Source organism: Trujillonella endophytica, assembly GCF_900110555.1.
Classification (GTDB): Bacteria; Actinomycetota; Actinomycetes; order Mycobacteriales; family Geodermatophilaceae; genus Trujillonella; species Trujillonella endophytica.
Genome location: NZ_FOEE01000002.1, coordinates 202,286 through 229,138 on the forward strand (window position 1 = coordinate 202,286; position 26,853 = coordinate 229,138).

The window sequence follows — 26,853 nt, forward strand, 5'->3', positions numbered from 1 at the left end:
CTGCCGACGACGGGATCGTCCGCATCACGAGACCGCCGGCGTCGAGGTCGCCTTGGAGAGCAGGTCCTTGAGCGGGACGGCGGGGTCGGCCAGTTTCCCGGGATCGACGATGGCTCTCTGGTGGACCAGCTTCTTCGCGATCGCGAAGTCTCGGGGACTGGACACGATCTCGGCTGCACAGACCTCGTCGTAGCGGAGGTAGAAGACGGCGAAACCGCGCTTCCGGTCGGGATCCCGGCGGACGATCACGACGTCACTCGGATTCGCCAGGCCGACGACCTGGAGTTTCATGTCGTACTGATCGGACCAGAACCACGGCACCGCGTCGAACGGTTCTGTCCCGCCGGTAAGCGTCCGCGCCAGGGCGCGTGCCTGCTCCGTGCAGTTGGGGATGGACTCCAGCCGTCGGGTCTCCCCGGAGTCGCGGGACGGGAAGCGCGCGACGTCGCCGATCGCGAAGATCGCGGGGTCGCTGGTGCGCAGGGTGGAGTCGACGAGCACGCCGTCGCTGACCTCGAGTCCTGCGGCCTGAGCCAGTTCGGTGTCCGGTCGGAGGCCGATGCCGATGAGGCAGACGTCGGTCTCGATCGTCGTGTCGTCGTCGAGCACGACCGCCGTCAGCCTCCGGTCCGGGCCGACGCGGAAGCTGCTGACCGACCGACCCGTGCGGAGGACGACGCCCTCCTCGTCGTGAACCTGAGCGAAGAAGGCCGAGGTGACCGGTGAGGTCACGCGCGCCAGCAGTCGCTCCTCGCGTTCGACGACCGTCACCTCGAGACCGAGGCCCCTCGCCACCGCGGCCACCTCGAGCCCGATGTACCCGCCCCCGATGACGGTCAGCCGCGCACCTGGCGTGAGGTGTCCGCGCAACCCGTCGGCATGCTCGGCGGCCCGCAGGTAGAACACGTTCGAGGCATCGGCCAGCGAATCGTCCGGATAGGTCCGCGGCGAGCCGCCGGTCGCCAGCACGAGGGCGTCGTAGTCCACGATCCGGCCGTCGTCGAGGAGCACCCGCTTGTTCTCGCGCTCGATGGACACGACCCGGACACCGCGCTGCACGTCGATGTCGAAACGTTCGTAGGTCTCCTCCGGTCGGAGGAGCAGCTCGGACCGCGGCTTCTTCTCCCGGAGGAAGGTCTTCGACAACGGATGGCGCGAGTACGGATAGGAGTCCTCGCCGCCGATCATCGTGATGCGGCCCGCGAAGGACATCTCACGCAGGCTCGCCGCCAGATCACCGCCCGCCTGGCCGGCACCCACGATCACGACGTGGTCGACGGCGTCCTCGGTCAGCGCGCCCTCGGGCCGGTCGACGACGACCATGTCGTCACTGGCTCTCGGGGATGTGCAGCACGATCCCGTCCGTCTCAGCGGTGCACGGGATCTGGCAGCTCAGCCGGCTGAACTCGGTGGGCTCCTCGGAGGTGGCCTCGAGCATGTCCCGCTCGTCGACACCGGGTGCGTCCAGCCGGTCGAACCACTCCGGATCGACGAACACGTGGCACGTGGCACAGGACAGGTCGCCGCCGCACTCCCCGATGATGCCGCCCACCAGGTTGTCGGTGGCCGCATGCATCGCGGACGTACCGACCAGCACCTCCACCTCGGTCCGGTTCGCGCCGTTGACGAAGACGACCTTCGACTTATCGCTCACTATTTCTTCCCAGGGTGATCGTGCGGACTGGACGGATGTCCGGCCAGTTGGTGGTCGGTGGTCGGCGGTCGCCGACCACCGAGGGGTCAACCGACCGTCGCGGACACCGGGAGCTTGACCAGCGTGTTGACCACGTGATGGGCCCCGCGCTCCGCTTCGCCGTCCATGCTGAGGACGACCTTGCGCGCGTGCAGCTCCTCGAGCAGGATGCGGATCTCGAGCTTGGCGAGCATGTGTCCGACGCACCGGTGCGGACCGGCACCGAACACCATCCCCGCGCCCCCGGTACCGACAGCCGGCTTGGGGCTCTCCCGGAACGGATCGAACTCGTCCGGACGCGGGAACACCTCGGGATCACGGTTCGCGGCCGAGAGCACGACCGTGACCACGTCGTCCTTCTTGATGGCCTGGCCGGCGATCTCGGTGTCGCGGGTGGCGACGCGCGCGAACCTGATGGCCGGCGTGATGTATCGCAGGAACTCGTCGACCAGTTCAGCCGACCTGCCCTCGTCCAGCGCGCGGGCCGTGGCAGCTCGGATCGCCGGATCCGTCGCTAGGAGGTGTCCGATGTGTGCGATGGTCGTATGCGACGTCTCGAAACCGGCGATGAGCAGCGTCACCGCGTACAGCTGGAACTCGACGGGGTCGAGCTCCCCGTTCTGGAGCGACTGCGCGAGGACCGTCGTCATGTCGTCTGCCGGATTCAGCAGCTTCTCCTCGCCCAGCTGGGTCAGGTACTCGCCGACCTGACCGGCGAGCCTCCCGAAGGTCTCGCCGCCGTCCTCCACGGACAGGCTCTTGAAGATCTCGATGGTCGCGTCGGCGATGTACTCGCGGCGATCGAGGGGAACACCGAGGACCTGGGCGATGACCCGGGAGGGGATGTACCGCGCGACCTGGAGGATCCAGTCGAAGCGCTCCTGTCGCAGCGCGTCGTCGAGCGTCTCGTCGACCACCTCGCGGATCCACGATTCGAAGTTGGCCACCACGCGGGGACCGAAGGACTTGGCTGCTGCTCGACGCACCCGGCCGTGCGCCGGGGGGTCCTGGTGGTTGATCTGCTTCATCATCGGACCGTCACCCGTCGGGTTCAGCAACGGGTACACGTTGCCGAACCGCGACGTGAACCGATCCGAGTCCTGCAGCACCTCGGCGACGTCGTCGTACCGGGTGGCCAGCCAGAAGCCGCCGGTCAGGGTTCCGTAGTCGGCGGGCTGCCACACGAGTCCGGGAAGCGCACGCATCCTCGCGAACGCCTCGTACGGGACGCCCGCCTTGAACGTCTCCGGGTCGGCGAGATCCGGTACGTCGTTCAGCTCGGTCGTGACGGTCATGGGACTTCCCTTCTGTTCATGCGAGCGGTGCGGGTCTGTTGGCCCCTCGTCACGAGAGCCGTTCGCCGTCCTGAGCCTCCTGGTCGGCGGTCCAGGTACGGGAGAGCGTCCGTGGCCGCCGCAACCGGGACGATCGCAGTGGCCACCTTCATGCCGCAGCCTGCGGCCGGATCACGTCGTCACGTCGTCACCGAGCGGGTCGCTGTCGATCGACGGCTGCCGGCCGGCGCTCACGGGACCGTCGCCTGGCGGTCCGCCACCACGTCGACACGCATGGGCGCCTCCTCGAAGAGACTGATGAAGGAGAGGTCCGAGTTCCGGACGAGTTTCCCGGGATCGATCGAGTACGCCTCGACGCGCTCCAGCACGCCGCGGATGTCCGCCGCCACGATGGCCTGCGCCAGCGACGCACCCAAGCAGGAGTGGATGCCGCCCCCGAACCCCAGGTGCTGCTGCGCGGGTCGCGCCATGTCGAAGGCCTCGGGCTCCTCGTACAGGGCGGGATCGAGGTTGCCCGAGGGCTGCAGCGCGAAGACGCGGTCCCCCCTGCGGATCTGCATCCCGCCGAGCTCGACGTCTCGCGTCGCGGTTCGTGCCACCCCCATCGCCACGTTGAAGTAGCGCAGCCCCTCGCGGATGAAGGCCGGGATCTTCTTCGGGTCGGCGCGGAGCTCGGCCTGCAGGTCGGGCCGCTCGGCGAGGAACGTGAGCGAGTGCGCCGTGAAGGCTGCTGTGGTGTCTGCGGCGCCGAAGATCACGTTCATGCACATGCCCTGGATGTCCTCGTCGGTGAAAGCCCCGTCGTCGGCCTGCACCAGGGCCGAGATGACGTCGTCCCGCGGCTCCTCCCGGCGCGCCCGCGCGACCTCACCGAGGTAGGCCCAGCCCTCCTTGTAGGTCGTGACCACAGGGTCCTTGCTCGCGGGGTCCGCCACCTCCTCGGCCCGCTTCAGGGAGAACACGGCTCGGAAGAACGGCGCCGGGTCCTCGAGGCCGAAGCCCATGTGCTCGTTGACGATCCCCGCGGTGATGGGGGCCGCCAGGTCATAGACGATGTCGAACTCACGCTGCTCCACGACCCGATCGAGGACACGGCTCACCGTCGCCTCGATCAGGGGGGCCAACTGGGCGACCCGCCGCCGGCTGAAGTGCGGGTTCAGGGCGGCGCGCACCCTGTCATGGCGCTCTCCGTCGAAGAAGTTGAAGAGAGTCGTGTCGGGCTTCAGGAACGCGGCGCCCCGAGGCGCCGGGAGCAGGGTGCCACCCTCGCGAGCGCCATCGATCGTCTCGACCGTGAACGTCTCGGAGTCGTTCAGCACCTCGCGGATGTGCACGTAGTCGGTCGCGACCCAGAACCCGCCGTAGGCCTCGCTCCACACGACCGGTCCCGCGTCACGCAGGTCCTTGAACATCTCACGGTTCTGCTGCGCGTACTCCGGCGAGTGGTGATCGAAGGGGCAGACCAGCCGACCATCCGCGTCCGGGGCGATCTCCAAGCTCACGTCTCTGCTTCCTCTCGTCATCGAACGCGGGCACCCGACCGAGAACCGGCCTGGTCCGCACTCACCACCCAGCGGCGGGCCCGGGGATGTCACGCGGGGCGTGACCCCCGTCCTGCGTTCCCGAGGTGGCACGGACGCGAGCGCGAGCGGGTGTCACTGTGCTCAGTCTCTGAGTGACCGCCGCCACTGTCAAGCTCTAACGCTCGATAGGTAGGCGTAAGCGCGAGCGGTCGCGTCAACCGACACGGGAGAGCGGGATGACGCCTCATCGGCGACGCCGGACCGTCGCGCGAGGGCGTCCAGGACCAAATCGCGGCAACACGGGGCTTGCGGCGTGGGTCACACCGAGGCAGTATATCGAGCGTTAGCCTTGGAGCTGGACGGCTTATCTCCGGGCAGATGTCTACGGAAAAGGTGGGGCCCCTGTGGTCGAGACGGTGCGCTTCAACTGCGAGCTCTGTATGGCCATGTGCGGCATGATCGCGACCGTCGAGGACGGTCGACTCGTGGACGTCAAGGGCGATCGTGACCACCCGACGTCAGCCGGCTACACGTGCGCCAAGGGTCGTGCGCTGCCCGAGCGACACCACGGGGACGGGCGACTGGACTTCCCACGACTGCGTGGCGAGCGGGTCAGCTGGGACACCCTCCTCGACGACGCCACCGGGGAGATCCAGAGGCTCATCGCCGAGGGTGGACCGAACAGTGTCGCGGGCTACTACGCGACCGGTCAGGCCTTCAGCGGCGGCGCCTACCCCATGCTCGACCTCTTGGCCCAGCTGGGATCGAACCAGGTGTACTCCCCCATGACCCTGGACGTCGCCCCGAGGCTCCGCGCCGCCGAACTGGTCACCGGCATCCCCTTCCTGCACCCGAGCTGGTTCCCGGAGGAGGGACCCACGCTGTGCGTGATGCTCGGCACCAACCCGACCACCTCGGGCGGTTGGATCGGGTCCGCCCGCGCCAACATGCCGCAGCGACTCCGTGGCTTCCGGGCACGCGGCGGCGAGCTGTGGGTGGTGGATCCGCGACGGTCGTCCTCCGCGAAGCGGGCCGATCGCCACCTCGCCCCGCGCCCCGGCACCGACCACTTCCTGCTGGCCTGGCTCGCGCGCGAACTCCTCGACAAGGGACACGACGCGCACGAGGTCGCCTCGGCGTGCGACCCGGCCGATGTCGAGCGTCTGCGCGCCGCCGTGGCGCCCTTCACCCTCGAGGTGGTCGCGGAACGGACCGACCTCGCGGCCGACGACCTCATCGAGCTCCTGGCGGCGATCAGGCGGCACGGCAAGGTCGTCCTCCTGGGCGGCACCTGCCTCGGGTTCCAGCCCGAGGGTGTCGTGGCCGAGTGGCTCGCGCTGGCAGTCATGATCATCACGGGGTCGCTCGACGTCGAGGGCGGGCTGAAGTACCTCTCCGCCGGCCACGGGATGATCGACGGGCCGGCCTTCGCCTACCACGCGCCCGAGGACGGCAGCGCCTCCCCGGGGCCGGCCAGCCGTCCCGACCTCGACGGCCTGCTGGGACAGTTCCCCGCTGTGACGCTGCCGGACGAGATCGAATCCGGACAGGTTCGGGCGCTCCTCGTCTTCGGGGGCAACCCGTTGACCTCGGTTCCCGATCCGGACAGGATGCGCGCCGCCCTGGCGAAGCTGGACGTGCTGGTGGTCATCGACCCCTTCGACGTCGAGATCACGAAGATGGCCACCCATGCCATGCCGTGCGCGTGGGTGACCGAACGGACCAGTTTCATCCACGAGCCCCTGCAGGGCCTCGACCGCTCGTACCTAAGCCCCCCCGTCGTTCCGCCCGGCGGGGAGCGGCAGCAGTCCTGGTGGATCATCGCGCAGCTGGCACGCCGACTCGGGAAGGACGTTCTCGACGGACTGGACCCGGACACCTCCGACGACGACACGGTGGTCCGGCATCTCGCCCGGGCGCGCGCGGACTTCGCCGAGGAGGTGTTCGCGGGAGGTTCCCACGGCGCTGCCGTCCCGACGGGGATCGGCTGGGTGCACGAGAAGATGCTGCCCGGTGGGCGTTGGCGCCTGGCGCCGCGCGTGCTCCTCGACCGCCTGACGGCCGCGCTCGACCAGGAGAGCGGCGGCCTGCGGCTCGTCGCGGGCCGGCGGATGAACAGCCTCAACAGCAGGGTCTACGCCCTTGAGGACGGGACGCCGCCCATCGTGATCAGCGCCGCGGCCGCGCGTGACCACGCGATCAGCAACGGGGACCGGGTGCGGGTCAGCACGGCCTCCGGTGCTGTCGAGGGCCTCGTCGAGGTCGATGCCGCCCTCGGTGATGCAGCCGTCTACATCAACCACGGCTGGCTGGAGCAGAACGTGAACCGGATCATCGACCGGATGCCCGACCGGTTGACGCTGCAGCCGGTCTTCACGGGCATCTCCGTGCAGCTCGAACGCGTCGACGCCCAGTAGGGGCCCCTCCCCCGGACCAACCGATGCTTGCCCGGGCACGACGGCCGGTGTTCGTCGATGCGGCAACCTCCTCCGCCGCATCGACGAACACCCGCGGTGCGCGTCGAGCCGGGATCGGGGTGGTCGGCAACGCCTGCACGCACCACGCAGGTCGACCCTCGAGCGCGCGCAGTGCACCCATCGGGCACCGGCCAGAGGCCTCCCAGACCGAGCGAGGAACGTGGGGAACTCGATGTCGCGCGACTCTCGGGAGCACGGGCCGTCCGACGAGCCCAGCCCCCCGCCGCTCAGTGACCAGCCCCGGTCGACTCCGGCGGACGTCAGCCGGCGACTCACCGCTGCGGACGTGATGGTGACGATCCCCAAGACGCTCGGCTATGAGTCGGACGTGGGCGCCGTTCGTCGCGAACTGTACGACGACCACGTCCACATGGTCCTCGTCGTGGACGACCAGCAGCGGCTGTTGACCACGATCACCTCCTCGGACCTCCCGTCAGCGGTCCCGAACTCCATGCGGGCGATCGAGGTCGGGCGGCTGGACGGGCGCACGACGCGGCCATCCACCCCGATCACCGACATCACCGCGAGGCTGGGCCGAAGCGGGGAACGTCGCCTGGCCGTCACCGACGACCACGGGAGACTGCTCGGTCTGCTCTGCCTCAAGCGGAGCCGGACCGGCTACTGCTCGGACGACGGCGTTGCTGCACGGGCTCGTGAGTCCCGGGCCACCACATCCGCATCCTGAGGCGACGGCTGACCGAGCAGCGCCCGCGCGCTCTTTCACGGACGACCCGATGGACCGGCCTCCGGACGGTTGCTGAAGGCGGATGGCGCACACGGCTGTACGAGCCACGGCATAGCGGGGCGCGGTCCGACGCCGAGAGTGGCGACGTGGTGTCCGACCTCGTGACCCGTGCCGTCAGGTTTCGTCAGTGACGGTCAGCGGCGGACCCTGCCGCGCCACCTGGCCTGTCCGTCCGTCGATCACGGACGAAGAGATCCGGCCGGCCTCCAGCACGTGCGCTGAATGCCGGCCGGACCGTGGGGACCGTCGTGGTCGATCGGCTGCCGGAGCGCTCCCCGTGACCCGGCGCCGATCAGCTACTCAGGTGACGTTGGCACCCGCGGCGACGGGGAAAGTGACGCCGGTGATGTACCGCGCCTCATCGGAGGCGAGGTAGAGCAACGCATTGCTGACGTCGATGGCCTCCACCCACGGCAGGTCGAGAGCATGTGCGAGCTTGGACGGCTCGGCCATGTCCTCCTGGGTCGGGTTCTCCAGGTCGGGGCGGAAGTTCCGATACATGGCCTCGTTGTGGATCATCGGAGTGGCGACCTGCGTCGGCAGCAGGGAGTTCACCCGGATGTTGTACTTCCCCAGCTCCACGGCCATGGTCGCCATGAGGCCGACCACGCCGTGCTTGGCCGCGCTGTAGTGGCCGATGAACTGGTAGGTGCGCAGGGCGGCCATGGAACTCGTCAGCGCGATGGATCCGCCCCGGCCACCTTCGATCATGTGCGGGATGGCCGCCTTGCAGGTGCGCCACTGGCCGGTCAGGTTGATGTCGACCATGTCCTGCCACTCCTCGTCCGGGATCTCCCAGGACGGGAACTGGTTGACGCCGATGGCCGCGTTGGCGGAGACGATGTCCAGCCGTCCCAGCTGCGCCACGCCGTCGTCCACAGCGGCCTTGAGCCCGGCGGAGTCCCGGATGTCGACCTTGTGCGTGACGATCCGCCGATCCAGCTGCTCCACCAGGCGCGCCGTCTCCGCCAGGTCGGCCTCGGTGGGGAAGTCGTAGTTCACGTTGCGCACGGGTTCGCAGATGTCGATGGCGATGATGTCCGCGCCCTCCTCTGCCAGTCGCACCGCGTGCGAGCGACCCTGGCCGCGAGCCGCGCCGGTGATGAATGCGACCTTGCCTTCAACACGTCCGGGCATGGATGTCTCCAGTCGTTGAGGGATGGCCGGAGTCAGCTTGCGAACACCCGGTGGGGACGCTCGGGAACTGACTGCCTGCCTCGTTGATGTGTGACTGCACGTACGGCTACTCGTTGATCAGGAGGGGCCGACACCTGGCGACGGAGGTCTCCCCGCCGCGGTCGAAGATCACCGTTCCGACGCGACAGAGCCGGTCCACTCACGTTGTCGAACGATCGCTAGGGGGATGTTAGCCCGCTCACAGCCACCGTCGTCAAGGGGATGAGCTGCGCCCTCGTACGCGGCCCCGACCTGCGACGAGTCCGCCGAGCCGATGCCGAACAAGGCGGCGCAACATGCGGATGCAGGGCCGTCGACAGCGCGAGGACGTCGGGGCCGCAGACTCCCCCGCCGTCCCCGTCCACCCGTTCCGCGCCTGCGGCCGACAGAGTGAGCCCGGGCGCAGGTCGGTCGACTGGCTGCGCCCGCGGGCCTGGGCGTCACCGCAGTCAAGGGGTGGCGCAGGCCCCAGGTCCCGGAGCTGGCTCCCGAGGATGGAGATGCCCCGGAGCCGGGTGCCGGTCCGACCCAGGAAGGGATCACGCGCCGTGGCGGATACGGGCATGGCCCCGCCGACCGTCCGGGACAACCGACTACGGCGCCACGTACCCCGCCTCGGCGATCATCTCGGCGACGATCTCCGGAGACTTGTAGAAGTTGTCCTGCTCGACACACAGTCCGTCGTCGAATCGGTAGATCTCGACCACGTTCATCGTGGCCCGCCGACCGGACTTCCTGTTGACGAAGGTGGCCCCCAGGAAGCGCTGCACGACCAGGTCGTCGCCGAACAGTTGCGTCTCGACCTTCTCCACGTGGAGCTCGAAGTTCGCCGCCAGGCCGTCGATGATGCTCTTCATCCCGGCTGGGCCGTTCTTGGTCCCGCCGTATTGCAGAACGGGCGGATGGCTGATGACGCAGTCCGGATGGATGTAGTCGTACTGCTCCTCCGACCACTGCATCTGGGGGTCGACGAAACGCTGCCGAGCGTCTCCGGTCATCCTGTCTTCCCACTCGCTCTGCCGGTGTTCGAGTTGGTGGAACATGAATGTGGTGACGAGGTTGTGCCGGAGAACCGGAGCCCGCGCCGGCGCCCAGCGGCCGTCGAGGAGGGGACGCCGACTCTCCAGGGCTCAAGGCGTGCCGTTGCCGCCCTCATGGACGGAGACGGTGGGCTCGAGTCCGTCGGCGCCGACGACCTCGCGCCACGCCTCGACGCCGCCCTGGAAGGCGACGACCCCGGCCTCCGGCAGGGAGATCTCGATGGCCTCGAGGATCTCCTGGGAGGAGACGCCGAGGTCGAGCGCGACGCGGATGTGGCTCTGGATGTGACTCTTCGGGGCCCGCATCACCGTGAGACTGACGATGAAGATCAGCTCCTTGGTCGTGCGGTCCAGCGTGCGCTGCTCGAGGTACGCGGCGGAGACCATGCCGTTGGCCGCCTGCAGGACGGCGAAGTCGTGCTTGGCCATCACCTTGTGGTAGTCGAGGACGTAGCCCCGACTGTGCGCCATGTCGTCGATGTACTGCTGCGGGTCGGTGCTCACACGTCTCTCCCGATCGTCGATCTGTCGTGGCGGTCTGGGGTCAGGCGCCTGTCGCGCGGAACGACACCTGGTTGATGTACTCGTAGTAGCGGGCGAGCTCGGTGTGGTCGAGGTCGTCCCGGGCGAGGGTCGCGCGGGCGTTCCCGGCCGCCTCGGCTGCGGCGTCCGTCACCGGGGTCTGCAGACCCTCTCCTCGGGCCAGCGACTGTGCGATGGCGACGTCCTTGAGCATCAGGTCCATCGCGAAGCCCGAGTCGTAGCAGCCGGTCACGACGTACTTCGGGTACTTGACCTCGGTGGCCTGCGAACGCCCCGTCGAGGCGTTGAGCACGGCGACCATCACGCCGGGATCGATGCCGAAGGAGCTGGCTACCGCCAGCACCTCCGCCGCGGCCGCGATGTTCGTCGCCGAAAGCAGGTTGTTCAGAGCCTTGGCGGCATGGCCGGCGCCGGAGGGGCCGACGTCCAGGATCGTGGCCCCCATGGGCGCGAGGTGCGGACGGGCGCGGCTGGCGTCGGCCACCTCCCCGCCGACCATGATCGACAGCTGGCCGGTGACTGCCTTGGCGACCCCGCCGGAGACCGGCGCGTCGACGTAGCCGATGCCGCGCTCCCGCGCCGCCTCGGCCAGACGCCGGGTGCTGGTCGGCTCCGAGGACCCCATGTCGATCACGAGTGCTCCGCCGGGCAGGCGATCGAGGAGGCCATCGGCTTCGAGGACCGATTCGACGATCCGACTGTTGGGCAGCATGAGGATCACGGTGTCGACGTCGTCCGGGAGCTCGGCCAGCGAGTCGAGTGGCCGAGCAGCAATGTCATCGGCGAGCGCCCGGGCAATGGCGGTGTCGACGTCGAAGAGCACCGTGGCGGTCGTGCCCGCATAGCGGCGCACCATGGGCGCACCCATGCGCCCCAGTCCCACGAACAGGGTGGCCATGACGAGTTCACCTTCCGACGGATCCTGAGTAGCTGTCCGGCGGCAGGCCCGGAGACATCCGTGCCAGCGGCACGTGCGGCCTCGTGTGCTCGACTCTTGCGATCAGCGGTCGTCCGAGCGTGCCGTTCCGGGGCTTTAGCGATCGCTAGCTGCGGGCAGCGTGCAGCTCGCGGCGCGGCTCCGTCAAGCTGAGGCCCAGGCCACTCTCGGCCCGGTCGATGCCTTGCACACGATATCTAGCGAGCGCTAGCATGAACACGCTCCTCACGATCCCGGCCTCGACGCAGTGTCGTGGGTGCGAGATCCAGGGAGCTTGCTGACGCATTGAGTACACCAGCCCCAGCCGGGAGTCCCGCTGGGGATCGACTCGGCAGCCCGGAGGTTCTGAGGATGTCCACTCCATCCGTTCGTGTCGTCGACCTGGCCCGTCGATCGACGGTCGGCGCCGGACTCCGGTTCCGTGGAACCGTCGTCCACGGCGATGCCCGAGGTCGACTGATCGGCTTCCCGACGGCGAACTTGGAACTCGACGACGACAGTGCGTTCCCTGCAGACGGCGTCTGGGTCGCTCGCGTCGAGGTGGCGGACTGGGTCGCTGGCACCACGCTCACCCGACGGGCCGCACTGTCCGTCGGCACCAACCCCACCTTCGACGGCACCGAACTCCGTGTCGAGGCACACCTGCTGGACTTCGACGGCGACCTGTACGGACGGCAGATGAGCGTCCAGGTACTCGAACACCTTCGGGGCACCCGACGATTCGACTCCGTCGCCGAGCTCGTCCGTGAGATCACCGCCGACGTCGACGCCACCCGCCGCTGGCGCCCATGACCACCGACGGGCGGGGAGAGCCGCCGTTCGCCGACGCCGTGTTCCGGGCCGTCTCCGCCCTCTGTGCCGGAGAGATGGTGATCGTGGTCGACGACGCCGACCGGGAGGACGAGGGCGATCTGGTCCTCGCCGCGGCGACGGCCACCGACGAGCAGGTGGCCTTCGTGGTCCGCCACAGCACGGGCATCCTCTGCGCCCCGATGACGGGCGCGCGGGTCGACGCGCTCCGGCTGCCGCAGATGGTCTCCGACAGCACTGATCCGCACGGCACGGCCTTCACCGTCTCGGTCGACGACGCCCGCTGCGGCACCGGCGTGTCGGCGGCCGACCGTGCGCGGACCTTCCGCGCCCTGGCCGATCCCCAGACGCGCGCCCAGGACCTCCGTCGCCCCGGCCACGTGTTCCCCCTACGCGCCCGGTCCGGTGGGGTCCTCGTTCGGCCCGGCCACACCGAGGCCGCCATCGACCTGCTGCAGCTAGCCGGCCACGAGCCGGTTGCGCTGATCGGGGAGCTCGTCGGCGACGACGGCGTCATGCTCCGCGGCGAGGCGCTGCACCGGTTCTCGTTCGAGCACGACCTGCCGGTGTTGGCCATCGCCGACCTCGTCCGCTTCCGGCAGACCACCGAGCAGCTGGTCGAGCACGTCGCCAGCGCGGCCATGCCCACGGACTTCGGTGCGTTCCGGGCCGTCGCCTTCCGCTCGACGCTCGACGGTACCGAGCACCTCGCCCTCGTCATGGGCGACGTCGCGGCCGCGGGCGCCAGCGATGCCGGAGCCCTCGTCCGGGTGCACAGCGAATGCCTCACCGGCGACATCCTGGGATCTGCACGGTGCGACTGCGGCACCCAGCTCCGGCAGTCACTGTCGGCTATCGCTGCCGAGGGATGCGGCGCCGTCGTGTACCTCCGCGGGCACGAGGGACGGGGCATCGGGCTCGGCCACAAGATCCGGGCCTACTCCCTGCAGGAGACCGGCCTCGACACCGTCGACGCCAACATCGCCCAAGGGCTGCCTGTCGACTCCCGGAACTATGCCGTGGGTGCTCAGATACTGGCCGAGCTGGGCATCCGCCGGCTGCGGCTCATCACCAACAACCCGTCCAAGTACGACGAGCTGGAGGGGTACGGACTGCACATCGTGGAGCGGGTGGCGCTGCCCGTGACCACGAACCCCCACAACGTGGAGTACCTCCTGACCAAACAGGAACGGATGGGCCACGCCCTGGCGGTGGCGGCCGGACCCCGGATCCTCAGCCGTGACTGACACACCTGCCCGACGACGACCAACGGCGGGGCATCGGCGGCGGGAGCGGACCGGACCAGAGCCCGCTCACCGGACGTTGCCGTCGGTCGCGTCCATCGGTCGGCGAACCTCGGTCACCCCGGAGGTCCTGCGCGCACTCGCCGACCCCATCCGTCGGCACATGCTGGAGCGACTGAGTGGGCACCCAGAGCTGACGTCCAGCGACCTCGAGGCGACACTGCCGATCTCGGGACCCACGATCTCCTACCACACCAAGATCCTCGTCCAGGCCGGCCTGATCACGTCGCGCACGCCGGGCCGCACCGTCGTGTATTCCCTCCGACGAGCGGTGCTGCGCGACCTCGTCGGCGAATTGGGGACACTCCTGCCCGCGCTCCACGGCTTGGACTCACCACCCACCTGCTGATGCATCGGTGGTCGAACTCTGCGCGTCTCACGTGACGCGCGGGTCCGGTCCGTACTGGCGGGGGACGCCGAGGTTGGCGCGCAAGGTCGTGCCCGGGTACTCGGTCGGGTAGATGCCGCGTTCCTGCAGGATCGGCACGACCTCGTCGACGAACGCGTCGATGCCGTCCTCGTAGATGTCGGGTGTCACCCAGAACCCGTCGGCAGCCCCGGCCTCGAACCACTCCTGCAGGTGGTCGGCGTGCAGCTTTCCCGGGCCGACGACCGTGGGGTGGAAGTCGATGACGCCGTGGGCGAGGACGTCGCGCGCGGACCACCCCTGGCGCGCCACCTCGAGGGCGATCGAGGAGCGCGGATCCGTCGGTGCGGCACGGGCCGAGGCCAGCTGCTCCGGGGTCAACGGCTCGTCGATGCGAGCCGGGTCGATCCGGATGCCGAGCATCGCCCCGAGGTGCGGAAGCCGGGCCTCGAGGACCTCGCCGGCGTATCGCAGACGCCGGTCGAGCCCCTCGCGCACGGTCGGCGCGACGGTGGTCATGAGGCCGGCGATGTACTTGATCTCGTCGGGGTCGCGGCCGGCCTCCCGTGCCGCCTCCCGCACGAGCTCGCGCTGGGCGCGCGCCTCCTCGATCGTCCACACCTCGGCGATGAAGCCGCTCGCGTATCGGCCCGCGATCGACAGGAGGTGCGGGCTGGGGCCGCCGGACGTGAAGACGACGGGCTGGCCCTGTTCCGACGGTGGGATCGCCAGGGGCCCGCGGGACGCGACGTACTGCCCCTGCAGGTTGACCGGCTGCAGCTTCGTCGGGTCGATGAAGCGGTTCGCCGCCTGGTCCTTGATCCAGGCGTCCTGCTGCCAGCTGCCCCACAGCGCCTGGACGATCTGGATCGCCTCGTGCGCGCGCTGGTACCGCTCGGCGCGGTCGGCGACGGGCCGTCCGTAGTTGGCGGCGACCGCGGGATCGCTGGTCGTGACCGCGTTCCAGCCGGCACGGCCATGGCTCAGGACGTCCAGGGCCTTGAACTGGCGTGCCGTGTTGAACGGCTCCTGGAAGGTCGTCGACCCGGTCGCGACGAACCCGATGTTCGTCGTCTCGCGGGCGACGGCGGTCAACTGGATCAGCGGGTCCATGAGGTTGCTTATCGTCGAGTGTTCGACGTCGCCACGCACGGCGGGGAAGTCGGGCGTGAAGAGGAACGCGAACTTGCCGCGCTCGGCGGCTCGCGCGTGGCGCACCGTGGCGTCGACGTCGGCGTAGGTGCCGGGGTTCACGTGCGGGGCACGCCAGGCGCCGTGCAGGCCGCCATAGCCATCGATCATCCCCATCCCGAGGACGAGCTTCTTGTCGGTCATGCGTTTCTCCTCGTCAGACAGGGAGGGTGTGGGTGGCGCTGCCGAAGAACACCAGCGGGCGCTGGTCCTGTCGCGGGCGAGAGGCTCGACATCGAGCAGCACCAGGGTGTGATCGCCCGCTTCGATGGCCCGTCGCGGCGTGACCCTGGTCGTCGCGAGGGCCCCTCACACGGAAGCGGCCCCCTCGTCGTTCCATCTCGACACCGTCGAAGCGCTCAGGAGTTGGACGGCGAAACGCCCGGAGGACCGCGGCGCCGGCCCGACCGAGCACGCTGATGCCCCAGCGTCCTGGCGGTGCGCAGAACGGGCCATGTCGTCGACGTGCGCGCGAATGAGAGCGAGACGAGCGGCGGATCCAGAGACATGGAGACCAGCGAGTTCGCCGGCATCCCGGCGATCCGCCCGTCGATCTCAGCCGCCACGACCGACAGGCGGATAGCGAACGGCAGTGCGTGTCGCATCTCCTGCGGCGGGATGGAGCAGGTCATGCACCGATGCTCTAACCTTCACATGGGTGAGAAGGTCAAGCAGCTCGGCTGAGACCTTCCACACCGTTGAGGAGCGAATGGTGCGCATCGGTGAGCTGGCCCGGAGGACCGGAGTGCCCCATCGCATGCTGCGCTACTACGAGGAGCAGGGACTGATCGCGCCCCGACGCCTCGACAATGGATATCGCGAGTACGACGACCACCTGGTCAAGCGGGTGCAGAAGATCCGCGGCCTGCTGGACTCGGGTATCCCGACCCGGATCATCGGCAACATCCTCCCCTGTCTCGGGCAGGAGATCGTGGTCACGGACCCCGATCCAGAACTCCGGGCGATGCTCCTCGAGCAGCGCACCAAGATGGCCGAGCGCATCGCGTTCCTCGAGGCGAACCACGACGCGCTTACCCGGTACATCGCGGCCATGGATGGAGCGGGAGACGCCGTGAACGGGCCGAGGTGATGCACTCACTCACGGTCGTCTCCGTGGTCGGCGGTGTCGTCACCTCGGATCCTGCACTGGTGGCCTGCCCTCGGCACAACGCCGGGCTTGGGAGACCCTGAAGAGTCAGCGGCGGTTTCGGTGACGACCACCTGCGCCCCCTCTCGGCCCACCCCTGGGATCCCGCAGCCGATTCCGGTTGGGCCTCTATGGCCGGCAGGCGATCGCCGAGGACCGCGTCGAGCTCACCGAGAGCGTCGTCGATCAGCTCCAGCCGGCGCAGCATGGTCCACGCCAGCTGAGCGTGCTGGTCAGTGAAGTCGCCGGGGAACGCCTCGAGGAGGTGCACCCAGAATTGCCACCTACTCGGCTAGCTCGACCAGCATTCGAGGCTCTCGCTCCCTTGATCAGCGCAGCCAGCATCGCCCGGGCCGAGACGCTCACGGGATCCTCGTCGGCAGAGGGATCGATCAAGATCAAGACCTTCACACCTCTTGCACCGCCGGACCTGGGCTTTCGCCCTGAACTAATCGGCGTGGACGCACCGTCGGAACCTCGAGACCTCCTGCGCTAAGCCATCCTTCACGTGCTCCATCTGCATGTTTGATCACGCTCCAGCCTGAGGGCTCCGCAGTGCTTGAACTCTGCATGGACGTCGGGGTCAACCGCCCGTCTGCTTCCGGGTCAGGGAGGAAGTCGCCGGAGAAACTGGAGGTCTGGTTCCTAGCTTCCGCAGGCGTGATGTCGCTTCATAAATTGAGCGTTGGGGAATCGGCACTCACTCGAACCGATGCCCCGCGGCTGGCGCGGAGGGAGCCGTGCCCTCAGACAGAAGGACTGGAGAAGGACTGGAGGATCTGCTGGCTTTCCGAAGTCCAGTCGGCGATGCCTGGCGGTTCGCCGGAGGGTCTGACGAGACGCTCAAGGCATGAGCTACGCGACCACTCTGGTGCGCCCCCGTCGCTGCCAGCCGGCGTCGAGCACCAGCCGTCACGGCGCCTTCCTCCCCGTCTCTGACCGAGATCAGCGCATCCCTGTCGCGGTCGGCCCACCCTGCTACCGACCGGACCGGGAGGTGCCTGCCACGTGACGAAGTCCGGCGAGAGACTGGGCGCTGTCGAATCCAGCCCACACGATGAGCTGCTGACGATCGAGCAAGCTGGGAAGTACTTGGCAACGGGGGAGCGCTTCGTCCGACGACTGATCGCCGAACGGCGGATTGCCTACGTCAAGCTGGGCAAGTACGTCCGCCTCCAGAGGTCCGCGCTCGATGCATTCATCAACGCGGGTCGTGTGCCCAGCGCCTGAGCGATCTCGGGGAATGGTCCCAGCGCTACCGCTCGGTGAGGGGGCGTTCTCGGGTCTACAGGAGCGGGCGACTCGAGGAGTACCCATGTGGCAGACCGAGGCGACCGCCAGACCCGCGCCGCAGGTCCGCGCGGTAGGGCAAAGGTGTGGGTAAAGCGTGGCCCCGGGTCAGGCGGAAGGGATGCTCACGACGCTGACCTGGCGTTTTGCTCCCCCGACTGGACTCGAACCAGTAACCCTGCGATTAACAGTCGCATGCTCTGCCAATTGAGCTACGGGGGATCGGCGGGGCGACCCGCGCGCTCGACGAGACTACCTCACCGCCCCGCCGCCCCCGTGCAGGCACCCCCGTCGCGGTGCGGCCGCCGCGGCCTTACGGTGATCACCAACCCCTGACCATCCGGAGGTCCACCGTGGCGAAGCTGTCCCTCCTCGTCGGCTTCGGTGCCGGCTACGTCCTCGGCGCCCGCGCCGGGCGCGAGCGCTACGACCAGATCCGGCGCGCCTGGTCCCAGGCCAAGGAGGACCCGCGTCTGCAGGAGGTCGCGGGCATGGCCCAGGCGCACGCCGACTCGGTCGTCAACTCCGTGAAGGCGCGCATGGGGAGCGAAGCCCCGAACTGAGTCCGGCGGCCGCGCCGCTGCTCAGTCGGGGAGCTCCGCGGCGACCACGTCGGCCAGCTTCTGCCGCGCGATCTCCCGCGAGGTCGGGTCGTCGCGGTCGGCGTCGTCGTCGAAGACGACGGTCCACTCGCGCCCGGCCTGACCCGGCACCCGGCGTGCCACCAGAAGCACCGCTCCCCCGCTGGGCAGCGGGGATCGACGGCTGTCCAGCACGGTCTGGTCGACCCGCCGGCGCACCACGGCGGGCAGCTCACCGGCATCGGCCAGCACGTGCCGCTCGGCGGGCCGGCGGGCCTGCACCCCCGGCTCCACCTCGGTCAGCGGGACGACGGCGAAGCTGCCCCCACCGTCGGCCGTGGCCGTCCATCGCGCCGAGCCCACCTCGTGCCACGGCAGCACCGCGACCTCCGCGGCCGCGTCCAGCGCGAGCTCCGCCGGCACCCGGCGCAGCCCGCGGGAGGTCGCGACCAGCCAGCCCTCGGCGCGGACCAGCTCGCCCCAGGCCAGCACCCGCTCGTCGGGGTCGGGCGAGGCCAGGACGACGGCGCGCACGATCTCGGGCGGCCGGGCGAGCCGCCGGCGCAGCCACTCCGACAGGGTCACGGGGTGAGCCCGCCCATCGCGCGCTCGCGCAGCGACCGGGCCTGCTGCTCCAGCGCGAGGAGCCGGCCGAACACCTTGGTGTACTCCTCTGCCTGCTCGACGGGGTTCATCCGCTGCAGCCGGCCCTTGAGCGTGGCCACCTGGCGCACGATCGCCATCTCCTGCAGCCGCGCGAGGACGGCGAGCACGTAGTGGGCGTCGGCCTCGCCGACCGACCGCAGCGGCTCGACCGCCAGCGCGGTGAGCATGGCGCGGGCGGTCTCGCGGGGGCAGTGCTCGGCCACCTCGTCGAGCCACGCGGGCCCCGACACCTGCGCGGCGGCCGCTCCCCCGGCCGCGGCCACGGCGGCGGCCACCGCCGCGTAGTCGGCGTCGGTGTAGGCCTCGGGCGCGACGGCGTCGAACGACGGGCCGGCCAGCTCCGGCACCTGCAGCGCCGCCTTGACCGCCTCCCGCTCGACCTGGAGCGCGGCGTCGTCCGCGGTGCGCTGCGGCGTCCGCGGCCGGCCGCGGGACTGCTCGTCGCCACCGCCCATGAGGCGGCGCACCCGGGACATGACCTCGGCCTCGTCGGTGTCGCCGATCATCGCGGCCAGCCGCCGGGCGTAGGCGGGACGCAGCGCGTGGTCCTTGACCTGGGCCAGCAGCGGCGCCGTCCGGTCCAGGGCGGCGAGCCGCCCCTCGACGGTCTCCAGGTCGTACTCGGCCAGCAGCGTGCGCAGCACGAACTCGATCAGCGGGGTGCGCCGGGCGACGAGGTCGCGGACGGCGGCGTCGCCGTGGGCCTGGCGCAGCTCGCAGGGGTCGCGGCCGTCGGGCTCGACGGCGACGAACGTCTGCGCGACGAACCGCTGGTCCTCCTTGAAGGTCTTCATGGCCGCCGCCTGGCCCGCGGCGTCGCCGTCGAAGGTGTAGACGACCTCGCCGCGGAACTCGTCCTGGTCCATGAGCAGCCGGCGCAGCACGCTGATGTGCTCCGCGCCGAACGCGGTGCCGCAGGAGGCGACCGCCGTCGTCACGCCGGCGAGGTGGCAGGCCATCACGTCGGTGTACCCCTCGACGACGACCGCCTGGTGCCGCCGGGCGATGTCCCGCTTGGCCCGGTCCAGGCCGTAGAGGACGGTGCTCTTCTTGTACAGCGGCGACTCGGGGGTGTTCAGGTACTTGGGCCCCGGGTCGTCGTCCATCAGCTTGCGGGCGCCGAAGCCGATCACGTCGCCGGTGATGTCGCGGATCGGCCACACCAGCCGGCGGTGGAAGCGGTCGATCAGCGTGCCGCGGCTGGACTCCTTGGCCAGGCCGGCGGTGACGAGCTCGTCCTGGCTGTAGCCCTTCGCGCGCAGGTGCCGGGTAAGGGTGTCCCAGCCGCCGGGGGCGTAGCCACAGCCGTAGTCCAGCGCCACCTGCCGGTCGAAGCCGCGGTCGGCGAGGAACTGCCGGGCGGGAGCGGCCTCCGGCGTGCGCAGCTGCTCGGCGTAGAAATCGGCGGCCGCGGTGTTGGCGCCGACGAGGCGGGCGCGCTGCCCGGCGTCGCGCCGGTCGGGGGCCCCGGTGGGCCGGCCGCCGTCGTCCTCGTAGTGCAGCTGGATCCCGGTCTGCCCGGCCAGCCGCTCGACGGCCTCGCTGAAGGTGAGGTGGTCGACCTTCTGGATGAAGGAGATGACGTCGCCGCCTTCCCCACACCCGAAGCAGTTCCCGGTGAGGATGTTGTCCTCGAGGGTGAAGGCGTGGGTGCCGGGCACCTCGGCGCAGTAGACCTCCTCGACTCGCTCGCTCCACTCGACCGACTGCACGACCCAGTTCTTGCGCTCGTACTTCTTCGGGTCCCCCGCGATCCGCTCTCGATGCCGGCGCAGCAGGAAGAAGGACTCGGGCAGGCCCTTGGTCATGAACCGGACGTTGTAGATGTCGCTGGCCACGCCGTCGATTCCGACGCGGTTCTGCCTCGCGACTCCGAACGTGCCGATGCTCAGACGGGTGCAGAGGCGGCGGACGAACTCGAGGTCCTCGGGCCGCGCCGAGTTGAGGACCGCGTCACCGTCCTCCGCGACGCAGCCGTCGGCAGCGAAGTAGCCGGCCAGCCACCCCAGGAGGTAGGCCGGGTCGTCATCGAGGTCGGGGAGCTTGTCCGTGAAGTAGGCCGGCAGCCCGTAGAAGCGGGTGCCTCTCTCGTCCGTACTGCTCCGGCAACCTGCGAACCAGCCCGCCAGTTCGGCGTCCTTCTCTCCGTACAGGACCGCGATCGAGCCGGCGCCCGCCCTCGTGCCGTCCCCGTAGACCACTCCCCGCGGGATGCCGAACGGCGACGGCCGGGTCGCGGGATGCAGCACTCGGGTCGCCGGAAAGCTGTGCGACAACCGGTCCCCCGGCACGAGGTCCTTGGTCAGCTTCTCGCGACGGTTCTGCCGGAGGGCACCGGACGGGACGAACCAGCGGTGCTCGTCGGTCGCGTACAGCTCCTTGACGCGGCCGTTGCGGGTCAGCGTCACCCGCATCAGCGGCTGCACGCCGTAGGAGCGGAACGGCGCCTCGACCCAACCGGCGTCTCCGTTCAGGACCCGCACGGTACGGCCGGCGAGCTCGCGGATGGGCACGACGCCGTCCTCGGTGAGGACGCCGGTCTCGCCGGCGAGGCAGTGGTAGAGCCCGCGCGAGGGGGTGACGTGGAACGACGGCGACTTCTCGTCGTGGAACGGGCACAGCCCCTTCAGGCTGCCGCCGCCGGCCCGCTTCAGCTGCAGGTGCTCGCCGACGACCTCGTCGATGCGGCTGCGCTCGCGGACTGCGGCGATGTCGGCGGCCCGGATCCGCCCGCGGCCGGCCATCAGCTGCCCCCCGCCGTGGCACCGCCGGTGGCGGCCACCGTCGCCCCGGTGATCGCGGCCTGGTTGCGCCGGCCGATGACCACCTCCAGCCACAGCAGGAAGACCTGGTGCTCCAGCGGCACGGTCCCGGCACAGGTCAACGTCGGGCGCGGCGACCAGCCGCCGGTCGAGCCGCTCTCCCCGACCGTCTTCCCACCGCTGGTGAAGCGGTGCGTCCCCTTCCAGACCGACAGGCTCGCCACCGCGACGGGCGTGCCCTCCAGGTCCGCCTCCCAGGTGCCCTTCCACAGCGACACCTGGCGGGCGCGCAGCCGCGCGCTGCCCTCGGGATCGGCCGACCAGCGGCCGGTCAGCTCCCGCTTCTGCTTCGCGAACACCCACTCGCGCTCGCCGACGACCGCCGTGGCGGCCTCCTTCCAGTTCGAGGCCCGCAATTGCGCGACGACGACGCCGTCCCGCAGCACCGGGAGCACGCCCTTCGCGACCCCGGACGAACCCGCCTTGCCCAGCTCCAGCATGCCCGGCTCCACCATGCCCGGCCTCAGCCGATCCCCGGCGCGCCCGAGACGCTCTCGCCCGTCGCGCGGTACACCAGGTACGCCGGCGTCTCGCGCAGGATGTACCAGAACTGGGTGGTCCGGGTCTGCACCGCCGGGCCCTGCCGGGTGGGCGAGCTCTCCGCGTCGATGCCCGCGTCCTCGGCCATCCGCTCCGAGCGCATGGCGTGCCAGGGGTCGGTCACGAGCACCGCACTCCCCCATCCGCGCTCGTCGAAGACCCGGGCCACCGCCCGCACGCTCTCCAGGGTGTCCGAACCCTCCGGGACCGCCAGCAGATCGCCGCGCGGCACGCCCCCCTCGCCGGCCAGGTACTCGACCCCGGCCTCGGCCTCGGTGGTCACGTCGCCGTCCGCTCCGCCCCCGACGGTGACGATGACCGGGGCGACGCCCTCCTCGTAGAGCTTGCGCGCGTGGTCGAGCCGGGCCTCGAAGATCGACGACGGCTCACCGTTGTACTGCGCCGAGCCCAGCACCACGATCGCGTCCGACACCGGCCGGGAGTCCTGCCGGGCCGTCCACCAGATCGCCGCGGCCGTGGAGACGAACAGCAGCAGCGACGCCACCACCGCGGCCCCGACCAGCCGCGCGACCAGGCTCCCGATCCGCACCCGCACGGGTCATGGGTACCACGCGGCACCGACTCGGCGACGCACCCTGCACCGGCCCGCGTCAGCCGCCGGCCGGCTGCCCGCCCAGCGCCGCGCGGCCGGCCTCCAGCCGCGCCACCGGGACGCGGAACGGCGAGCACGAGACGTAGTCCAGGCCCACCTCGTGGAAGAAGTGCACCGAGTCCGGATCACCGCCGTGCTCGCCGCACACCCCCAGCTTCAGCTCCGGCCGCGTGGCCCGCCCCCGCTCGACACCGAGCTCCACCAGCCGGCCGACGCCCGGCCGGTCCAGCGTCTCGAACGGTGAGACGCCGAAGATGCCCTTGTCCAGGTAGGCGTGGAAGAAGGCCGCCTCGACGTCGTCGCGGGAGAAGCCCCAGGTCATCTGCGTGAGGTCGTTGGTGCCGAAGGAGAAGAACTCCGCCGACGAGGCGATCTCGTCGGCGGTCAGCGCCGCCCGAGGCACCTCGATCATCGTGCCGATGAGCGGCCGCACCTCGATCCCGCGCGCCCGGCACACGTCGTCGATGACCCGCTCGGACTCCTCGCGGATCGCCTCCAGCTCCTGCACCGCGCCCACGAGCGGGATCATGATCTCCGGCCGGGGGTCGCCGCCGGAGGCCACCCGCTCGCAGGCCGCCTCGACGATCGCCCGCACCTGCATGGCGAACAGCCCCGGCACGACCAGCCCGAGCCGCACCCCGCGCAGGCCCAGCATGGGGTTCTCCTCGTGCATGCGGCGCACCGCGGCCAGCAGCCGCAGCTGCCCCTCGTCGTGGTGCCCCTCGGCCTCGGCGACGGCGACCCGGACGGACAGCTCGGTGAGGTCGGGCAGGAACTCGTGCAGCGGCGGGTCCAGCAGCCGGACGGTCACCGGCTGCCCGTCCATGGCCTCGAGGATCTCCACGAAGTCCTGCTTCTGCAGCGGCTCCAGCGCGTCCAGCGCCGCCTGCCGGTCCTCGTCGCCCTCGGCCAGGATGAGCTTCTCCACCAGCCGCCGCCGGTCGCCGAGGAACATGTGCTCGGTCCGGCACAGCCCGATGCCGCGGGCGCCGAAGCGGCGGGCCCGCGCCGAGTCCTCCGGGGTGTCGGCGTTGGTGCGCACCTCCAGCCGCCGGACGGCGTCGGCGTGGGTCAGGATCCGGTGCACGCTGCGGACCAGCTCGTCGGCGTCGTCGGCGTCGGGGTCCAGCTCGCCCTCGAAGTAGCGGACGACGGACGACGGCTCGACCGGCACCTCCCCGAGCCACACCCGGCCGGTGGACCCGTCGATGCTGAGGACGTCGCCCTCCCCGACCACGGTTCCGTCGGGAGCGGTGATCGTCCGTGCCTTCGTGTCGACCTGGAGCTCCTCGGCGCCGCACACGCAGGTCTTGCCCATGCCGCGGGCGACGACGGCCGCGTGCGAGGTCTTGCCGCCGCGGCTGGTGAGCACCCCCTGCGCGGCGATCATCCCGGCGAGGTCGTCGGGGTTGGTCTCCCGCCGGACCAGGACGACGGCCTCCCCCCGCTGCGCCCACTCGACGGCGACCTCGGAGGAGAACACCGCGCGGCCCACCGCGGCTCCGGGCGAGGCGTTCATGCCCTGGGTGAGCTGGGTGGCGTCCCCGCCGGAGACGAACCGCGGGAACATCAGCTGGGCCAGCTGGTCGCCGGTCACCCGCCGGACGGCCTCGTCCATGTCGACGAGGCCCTCGTCGACCAGCTGCGTGGCGATCACGAAGGCCGCGGCCGCGGTGCGCTTGCCGACCCGGGTCTGCAGCATCCAGAGCTTGTTGCGCTCGACGGTGAACTCGATGTCGCACAGGTCCCGGTAGTGCGACTCGAGCCGGGACATGATGCCCATCAGCTCGTCGTAGGCCCCGCGGTCGATCTCCCCCAGGTCCACCAGCGGCACGGTGTTGCGGATGCCGGCGACGACGTCCTCCCCCTGCGCGTTCTGCAGGTAGTCGCCGTAGACACCCTGCGCGCCGCTGCCCGGGTCGCGGGTGAAGGCGACGCCGGTCCCGGAGTCCATGCCGAGGTTGCCGAACACCATCGCGCAGACGTTGACCGCGGTGCCGGCGTCCGGGGGGATCCGCTCCCGGCGGCGGTAGATGACCGCCCGGTCGGAGTTCCACGAGCCGAAGACCGCGTTGATCGCCAGGTCCATCTGCTCGCGCGGGTCCTGCGGGAAGTCGCGGTCGGTGTGCGCGCGGACGATCTCCTTGAACCGGTCGACGACCTCGCGCAGGTGCCCGGCGTCCAGGTCCAGGTCGGACTCGGTGCCCTGCGCCGCCTTGACCTCGTCGAGCGCCTCGTCGAACAGCTCGCCGTCGATGTCCAGCACCGTCTTGCCGAACATCTGGATCAACCGCCGGTAGGAGTCCCAGGCGAACCGCTCGTTGCCCGACTGCGCGGCCAGCCCCTTCACCGACTCGTCGTTGAGCCCGACGTTCAGGACGGTCTCCATCATCCCGGGCATCGACGCCGACGCCCCGGAGCGCACGGAGACCAGCAGCGGGTCGCCCGGGTCGCCGAGCCTCTTGACCATCGCCTGCTCGAGCGCCGCCAGGTGCGCGTCGACCTCGGCGGTGAGGTCGGGCGGCGGGCTGCCGTGCTCCAGGTAGAAGCGGCAGGCGTCGGTGGTGATCGTGAAGCCCGGCGGGACCGGCAGCCCCAGGTTGGTCATCTCGGCGAGATTGGCCCCCTTGCCGCCGAGCAGGTCCTTCTGTTCCCTGCTGCCCTCGCGGAAGTCGTAGACCCACTTCGCGGGCGTCCCGGTCGTCGACACGGCTGGCCACCTCCGAGTTCTGGCTGGCGGGAGCCGGGAACCCCCGCGCACGGGCTGGCCGCCGATCGTGCCGCATGGTCGATCACCCCGCAGCGCCGCACTCCACGACACGTGGGGTGCGGCGCTGAGCGGGTGGGGGTCAGCGGCTCAGCTGACGTTGATCTCGCACACCCGCCACCCCTTGTCCTCCACGACGGTGACGGTGCCGGTGGCCTGGTTGCCCAGGTTGCTGGTCAGGGTGACCGGCACTGTCGCGGCCTCCTGACCCTCGAAGGTCGTGTCCGAGGCCTCGCCGACCTCGACCGACGCCCCGCGCTCCCCGCTGTCACCGGAGAGGCTGGCCTCGAGGTCGCCCTCGGTGATCTGCGAGGCCAACTGGTCACAGAGCAGGTCGTGCGCCCGCTCGGTGTCGCCGTCGACGATCGACGAGTAGAAGCCCTCGACGGCGCCCTCGGGACTGTTGGCGCCGCGGCCGCCGACGATGAGGAAACCGATCACCGCGAAGGCGATGGTGAGGACGACGACGACGGCCCCGACGATCTTGCCGGTCAGCCACGGCGGCGACGGCCGCGGCGAGCGGTAGTTGGGGAACCCGGAGGCGAGCGGCCCACCCTGCAGGCCCTGCGCCTGCTGCGGCGTCGGGGCGTACTGCGGCTGGGGCGCGAGCTGGACCTGACCCGGGAACACGACCTGGGTCGGTGCTGCGGGCGGCTGGCTTCCGCCGCCGGGTGCTGCGGGGGGCTGGCTCCCCCCGCCGGGTGCGGCAGGCGGCGGTGGCGGGAACGGCGGCTGGGACAACGGTCTTCCTCTCGCGCGGGCACCCGGGGACTCGAACCGTCCCGCGGGCGGCGCCATGCTCCCAGCCACCGAGCCCGGTGAGAAGGCAATCGGTCGCCGTCCGGCGCGGTGTTCGTCTAGCCGTTGATCCCGCAGACGCGCGGGCCGTCCTCGGCCACCACCGTGACGGTCGCGGTGCTGCCGTCGGCCCAGCGCACGGTCACGTGCCGGACGGTGTCGCCGTCCTGCTCGGCCTCGGGAGCGTCGTCGCCCACCTCCGGATCGGTGCCGAGCAGGTAGTCCTCGCCCGGCTCCGTCTCGCCCAGCCGGCTCCGCTCGGCGCTGCACAGCATCTGGGTCGCCGTGCCGAGGTCGCCGTCGCCCAGCGAGTCGTAGAAGACCTGGACGGCCGCGACGGACCGCTCCTCCGGCGAGCCCTTCACCAGCGGCATGAGCAGCACCATCGCGACGCCGACCACGATCGTGCCCAGCATGATCCCCAGCAGCAGCCCGTTGCGGTTGCGCGGCGTCCCGGTGTGCGGGCTGGTCGGCCCGTCGTCGTACAGGAACGGGCCCTCGGTCGCTGCGCTCACGGCTCGACTCCGA

General features: G+C 70.4%; 25 protein-coding genes and 1 tRNA gene. 8 read left to right on the forward strand and 18 right to left on the reverse strand.

Features of this window, described 5'->3' with window-relative positions; all coding sequences use genetic code 11:
- Positions 1–24 precede the first annotated feature (24 nt).
- From BMY88_RS03915 to BMY88_RS03930, 4 genes are all read right to left on the reverse strand, one after another.
- Entirely contained in the window at positions 25–1,323 is a 1,299-nt protein-coding gene (locus BMY88_RS03915) for an NAD(P)/FAD-dependent oxidoreductase (protein WP_091940413.1), read from the reverse strand.
- A 4-nt stretch (positions 1,324–1,327) separates the two neighbouring features.
- The gene (locus BMY88_RS03920; RefSeq protein ID WP_091940415.1) at positions 1,328–1,654 is read right to left on the reverse strand and encodes a 2Fe-2S iron-sulfur cluster-binding protein; all 327 of its coding nucleotides are present in this window, start codon (positions 1,652–1,654) and stop codon (positions 1,328–1,330) included.
- 86 nt (positions 1,655–1,740) lie between these two features.
- Entirely contained in the window at positions 1,741–2,988 is a 1,248-nt protein-coding gene (locus BMY88_RS03925) for a cytochrome P450 (RefSeq protein ID WP_091940417.1), read from the reverse strand.
- A gap of 230 nt (positions 2,989–3,218) precedes the next feature.
- Positions 3,219–4,490, reverse strand: coding sequence for a cytochrome P450 (locus BMY88_RS03930; RefSeq protein WP_170860955.1), 1,272 nt, complete (start codon positions 4,488–4,490; stop codon positions 3,219–3,221).
- A 425-nt stretch (positions 4,491–4,915) separates the two neighbouring features.
- Here BMY88_RS03930 and BMY88_RS03935 point away from each other — a divergent pair, with 425 nt between their 5' ends.
- Both BMY88_RS03935 and BMY88_RS03940 read left to right on the forward strand, forming a co-directional pair.
- Entirely contained in the window at positions 4,916–6,928 is a 2,013-nt protein-coding gene (locus BMY88_RS03935; RefSeq protein ID WP_091940421.1) for a molybdopterin-containing oxidoreductase family protein, read from the forward strand.
- A 352-nt stretch (positions 6,929–7,280) separates the two neighbouring features.
- A complete protein-coding gene (locus tag BMY88_RS03940; RefSeq protein WP_170860956.1) occupies positions 7,281–7,673 on the forward strand; it encodes a CBS domain-containing protein in 393 nt (130 codons plus the stop codon).
- A gap of 360 nt (positions 7,674–8,033) precedes the next feature.
- Here BMY88_RS03940 and BMY88_RS03945 read toward each other — a convergent pair whose 3' ends face one another.
- From BMY88_RS03945 to BMY88_RS03960, 4 genes are all read right to left on the reverse strand, one after another.
- The gene (locus tag BMY88_RS03945; protein WP_091940425.1) at positions 8,034–8,870 is read right to left on the reverse strand and encodes a mycofactocin-coupled SDR family oxidoreductase; all 837 of its coding nucleotides are present in this window, start codon (positions 8,868–8,870) and stop codon (positions 8,034–8,036) included.
- Positions 8,871–9,502: 632 nt separating this feature from the next.
- On the reverse strand, positions 9,503–9,907 hold the full coding sequence (locus BMY88_RS03950; protein ID WP_170860957.1) for a nuclear transport factor 2 family protein: 405 nt from the start codon (positions 9,905–9,907) through the stop codon (positions 9,503–9,505).
- 132 nt (positions 9,908–10,039) lie between these two features.
- Entirely contained in the window at positions 10,040–10,453 is a 414-nt protein-coding gene (locus BMY88_RS03955; RefSeq protein WP_211435479.1) for a carboxymuconolactone decarboxylase family protein, read from the reverse strand.
- 40 nt (positions 10,454–10,493) lie between these two features.
- Complete coding sequence (locus tag BMY88_RS03960; RefSeq protein WP_091940429.1) at positions 10,494–11,390, reverse strand: NAD(P)-dependent oxidoreductase; 897 nt, start codon at positions 11,388–11,390, stop codon at positions 10,494–10,496.
- Between the two features lie 390 nt (positions 11,391–11,780).
- Here BMY88_RS03960 and BMY88_RS03965 point away from each other — a divergent pair, with 390 nt between their 5' ends.
- Genes BMY88_RS03965 through BMY88_RS24590 form a run of 3 tightly spaced genes read left to right on the forward strand, consistent with a single transcriptional unit; the run spans position 11,781 to position 13,892 of the window.
- Positions 11,781–12,221: a riboflavin kinase gene (locus tag BMY88_RS03965; protein WP_091940431.1), complete on the forward strand. Its 441-nt coding sequence runs from the start codon at positions 11,781–11,783 to the stop codon at positions 12,219–12,221.
- Complete coding sequence (locus BMY88_RS03970) at positions 12,218–13,486, forward strand: bifunctional 3,4-dihydroxy-2-butanone-4-phosphate synthase/GTP cyclohydrolase II (protein WP_091940433.1); 1,269 nt, start codon at positions 12,218–12,220, stop codon at positions 13,484–13,486. Before BMY88_RS03965 ends, BMY88_RS03970 begins: the two co-directional genes overlap by 4 nt.
- Positions 13,479–13,892 (forward strand): ArsR/SmtB family transcription factor, encoded by a 414-nt coding sequence (locus BMY88_RS24590; RefSeq protein WP_280138693.1) that lies wholly within the window; start codon positions 13,479–13,481, stop codon positions 13,890–13,892. The genes BMY88_RS03970 and BMY88_RS24590 overlap by 8 nt, the downstream gene beginning before the upstream one ends.
- 27 nt (positions 13,893–13,919) lie before the next feature.
- Here the strand turns inward: BMY88_RS24590 and BMY88_RS03980 are convergent, their stop codons facing one another.
- Both BMY88_RS03980 and BMY88_RS24085 read right to left on the reverse strand, forming a co-directional pair.
- Positions 13,920–15,245 (reverse strand): NtaA/DmoA family FMN-dependent monooxygenase, encoded by a 1,326-nt coding sequence (locus BMY88_RS03980; RefSeq protein ID WP_091940437.1) that lies wholly within the window; start codon positions 15,243–15,245, stop codon positions 13,920–13,922.
- Between the two features lie 215 nt (positions 15,246–15,460).
- On the reverse strand, positions 15,461–15,733 hold the full coding sequence (locus BMY88_RS24085) for a flavin reductase (RefSeq protein ID WP_091940439.1): 273 nt from the start codon (positions 15,731–15,733) through the stop codon (positions 15,461–15,463).
- Positions 15,734–15,810: 77 nt separating this feature from the next.
- On the opposite strand from BMY88_RS24085, the gene BMY88_RS03990 reads away from it, so the two are divergent.
- Both BMY88_RS03990 and BMY88_RS03995 read left to right on the forward strand, forming a co-directional pair.
- Positions 15,811–16,191 carry a MerR family transcriptional regulator gene (locus tag BMY88_RS03990; RefSeq protein WP_280138694.1) on the forward strand — a complete coding sequence of 127 codons (381 nt, stop codon included), beginning with the start codon at positions 15,811–15,813 and terminating at the stop codon, positions 16,189–16,191.
- Between the two features lie 1,065 nt (positions 16,192–17,256).
- Positions 17,257–17,478 (forward strand): excisionase family DNA-binding protein, encoded by a 222-nt coding sequence (locus BMY88_RS03995; RefSeq protein WP_244524434.1) that lies wholly within the window; start codon positions 17,257–17,259, stop codon positions 17,476–17,478.
- Between the two features lie 209 nt (positions 17,479–17,687).
- Here BMY88_RS03995 and BMY88_RS04000 read toward each other — a convergent pair.
- A tRNA-Asn gene (locus tag BMY88_RS04000) sits at positions 17,688–17,760 on the reverse strand.
- 131 nt (positions 17,761–17,891) lie between these two features.
- On the opposite strand from BMY88_RS04000, the gene BMY88_RS04005 reads away from it, so the two are divergent.
- Positions 17,892–18,101, forward strand: coding sequence for a hypothetical protein (locus BMY88_RS04005; protein WP_091940441.1), 210 nt, complete (start codon positions 17,892–17,894; stop codon positions 18,099–18,101).
- Positions 18,102–18,122: 21 nt separating this feature from the next.
- On the opposite strand, the gene BMY88_RS04010 is transcribed toward BMY88_RS04005, so the two are convergent.
- The 7 genes from BMY88_RS04010 to BMY88_RS04040 all read right to left on the reverse strand — a co-directional run bounded on the left by BMY88_RS04010 (position 18,123) and on the right by BMY88_RS04040 (position 26,840).
- On the reverse strand, positions 18,123–18,704 hold the full coding sequence (locus BMY88_RS04010; RefSeq protein WP_091940443.1) for a hypothetical protein: 582 nt from the start codon (positions 18,702–18,704) through the stop codon (positions 18,123–18,125).
- Positions 18,701–21,529 (reverse strand): DNA primase, encoded by a 2,829-nt coding sequence (gene dnaG / locus BMY88_RS04015; RefSeq protein ID WP_091940445.1) that lies wholly within the window; start codon positions 21,527–21,529, stop codon positions 18,701–18,703. Before dnaG ends, BMY88_RS04010 begins: the two co-directional genes overlap by 4 nt.
- Complete coding sequence (locus BMY88_RS04020) at positions 21,529–22,047, reverse strand: hypothetical protein (protein WP_091940841.1); 519 nt, start codon at positions 22,045–22,047, stop codon at positions 21,529–21,531. The genes dnaG and BMY88_RS04020 overlap by 1 nt, the downstream gene beginning before the upstream one ends.
- Before the next feature lie 23 nt (positions 22,048–22,070).
- On the reverse strand, positions 22,071–22,703 hold the full coding sequence (locus BMY88_RS04025) for a YdcF family protein (protein ID WP_091940447.1): 633 nt from the start codon (positions 22,701–22,703) through the stop codon (positions 22,071–22,073).
- Between the two features lie 55 nt (positions 22,704–22,758).
- Positions 22,759–25,470, reverse strand: coding sequence for a pyruvate, phosphate dikinase (gene ppdK, locus BMY88_RS04030; protein WP_091940449.1), 2,712 nt, complete (start codon positions 25,468–25,470; stop codon positions 22,759–22,761).
- Between the two features lie 147 nt (positions 25,471–25,617).
- Positions 25,618–26,157 (reverse strand): Rv0361 family membrane protein, encoded by a 540-nt coding sequence (locus tag BMY88_RS04035; RefSeq protein ID WP_170860958.1) that lies wholly within the window; start codon positions 26,155–26,157, stop codon positions 25,618–25,620.
- Positions 26,158–26,384: 227 nt separating this feature from the next.
- On the reverse strand, positions 26,385–26,840 hold the full coding sequence (locus tag BMY88_RS04040) for a hypothetical protein (protein ID WP_091940453.1): 456 nt from the start codon (positions 26,838–26,840) through the stop codon (positions 26,385–26,387).
- Positions 26,841–26,853: the final 13 nt, after the last annotated feature.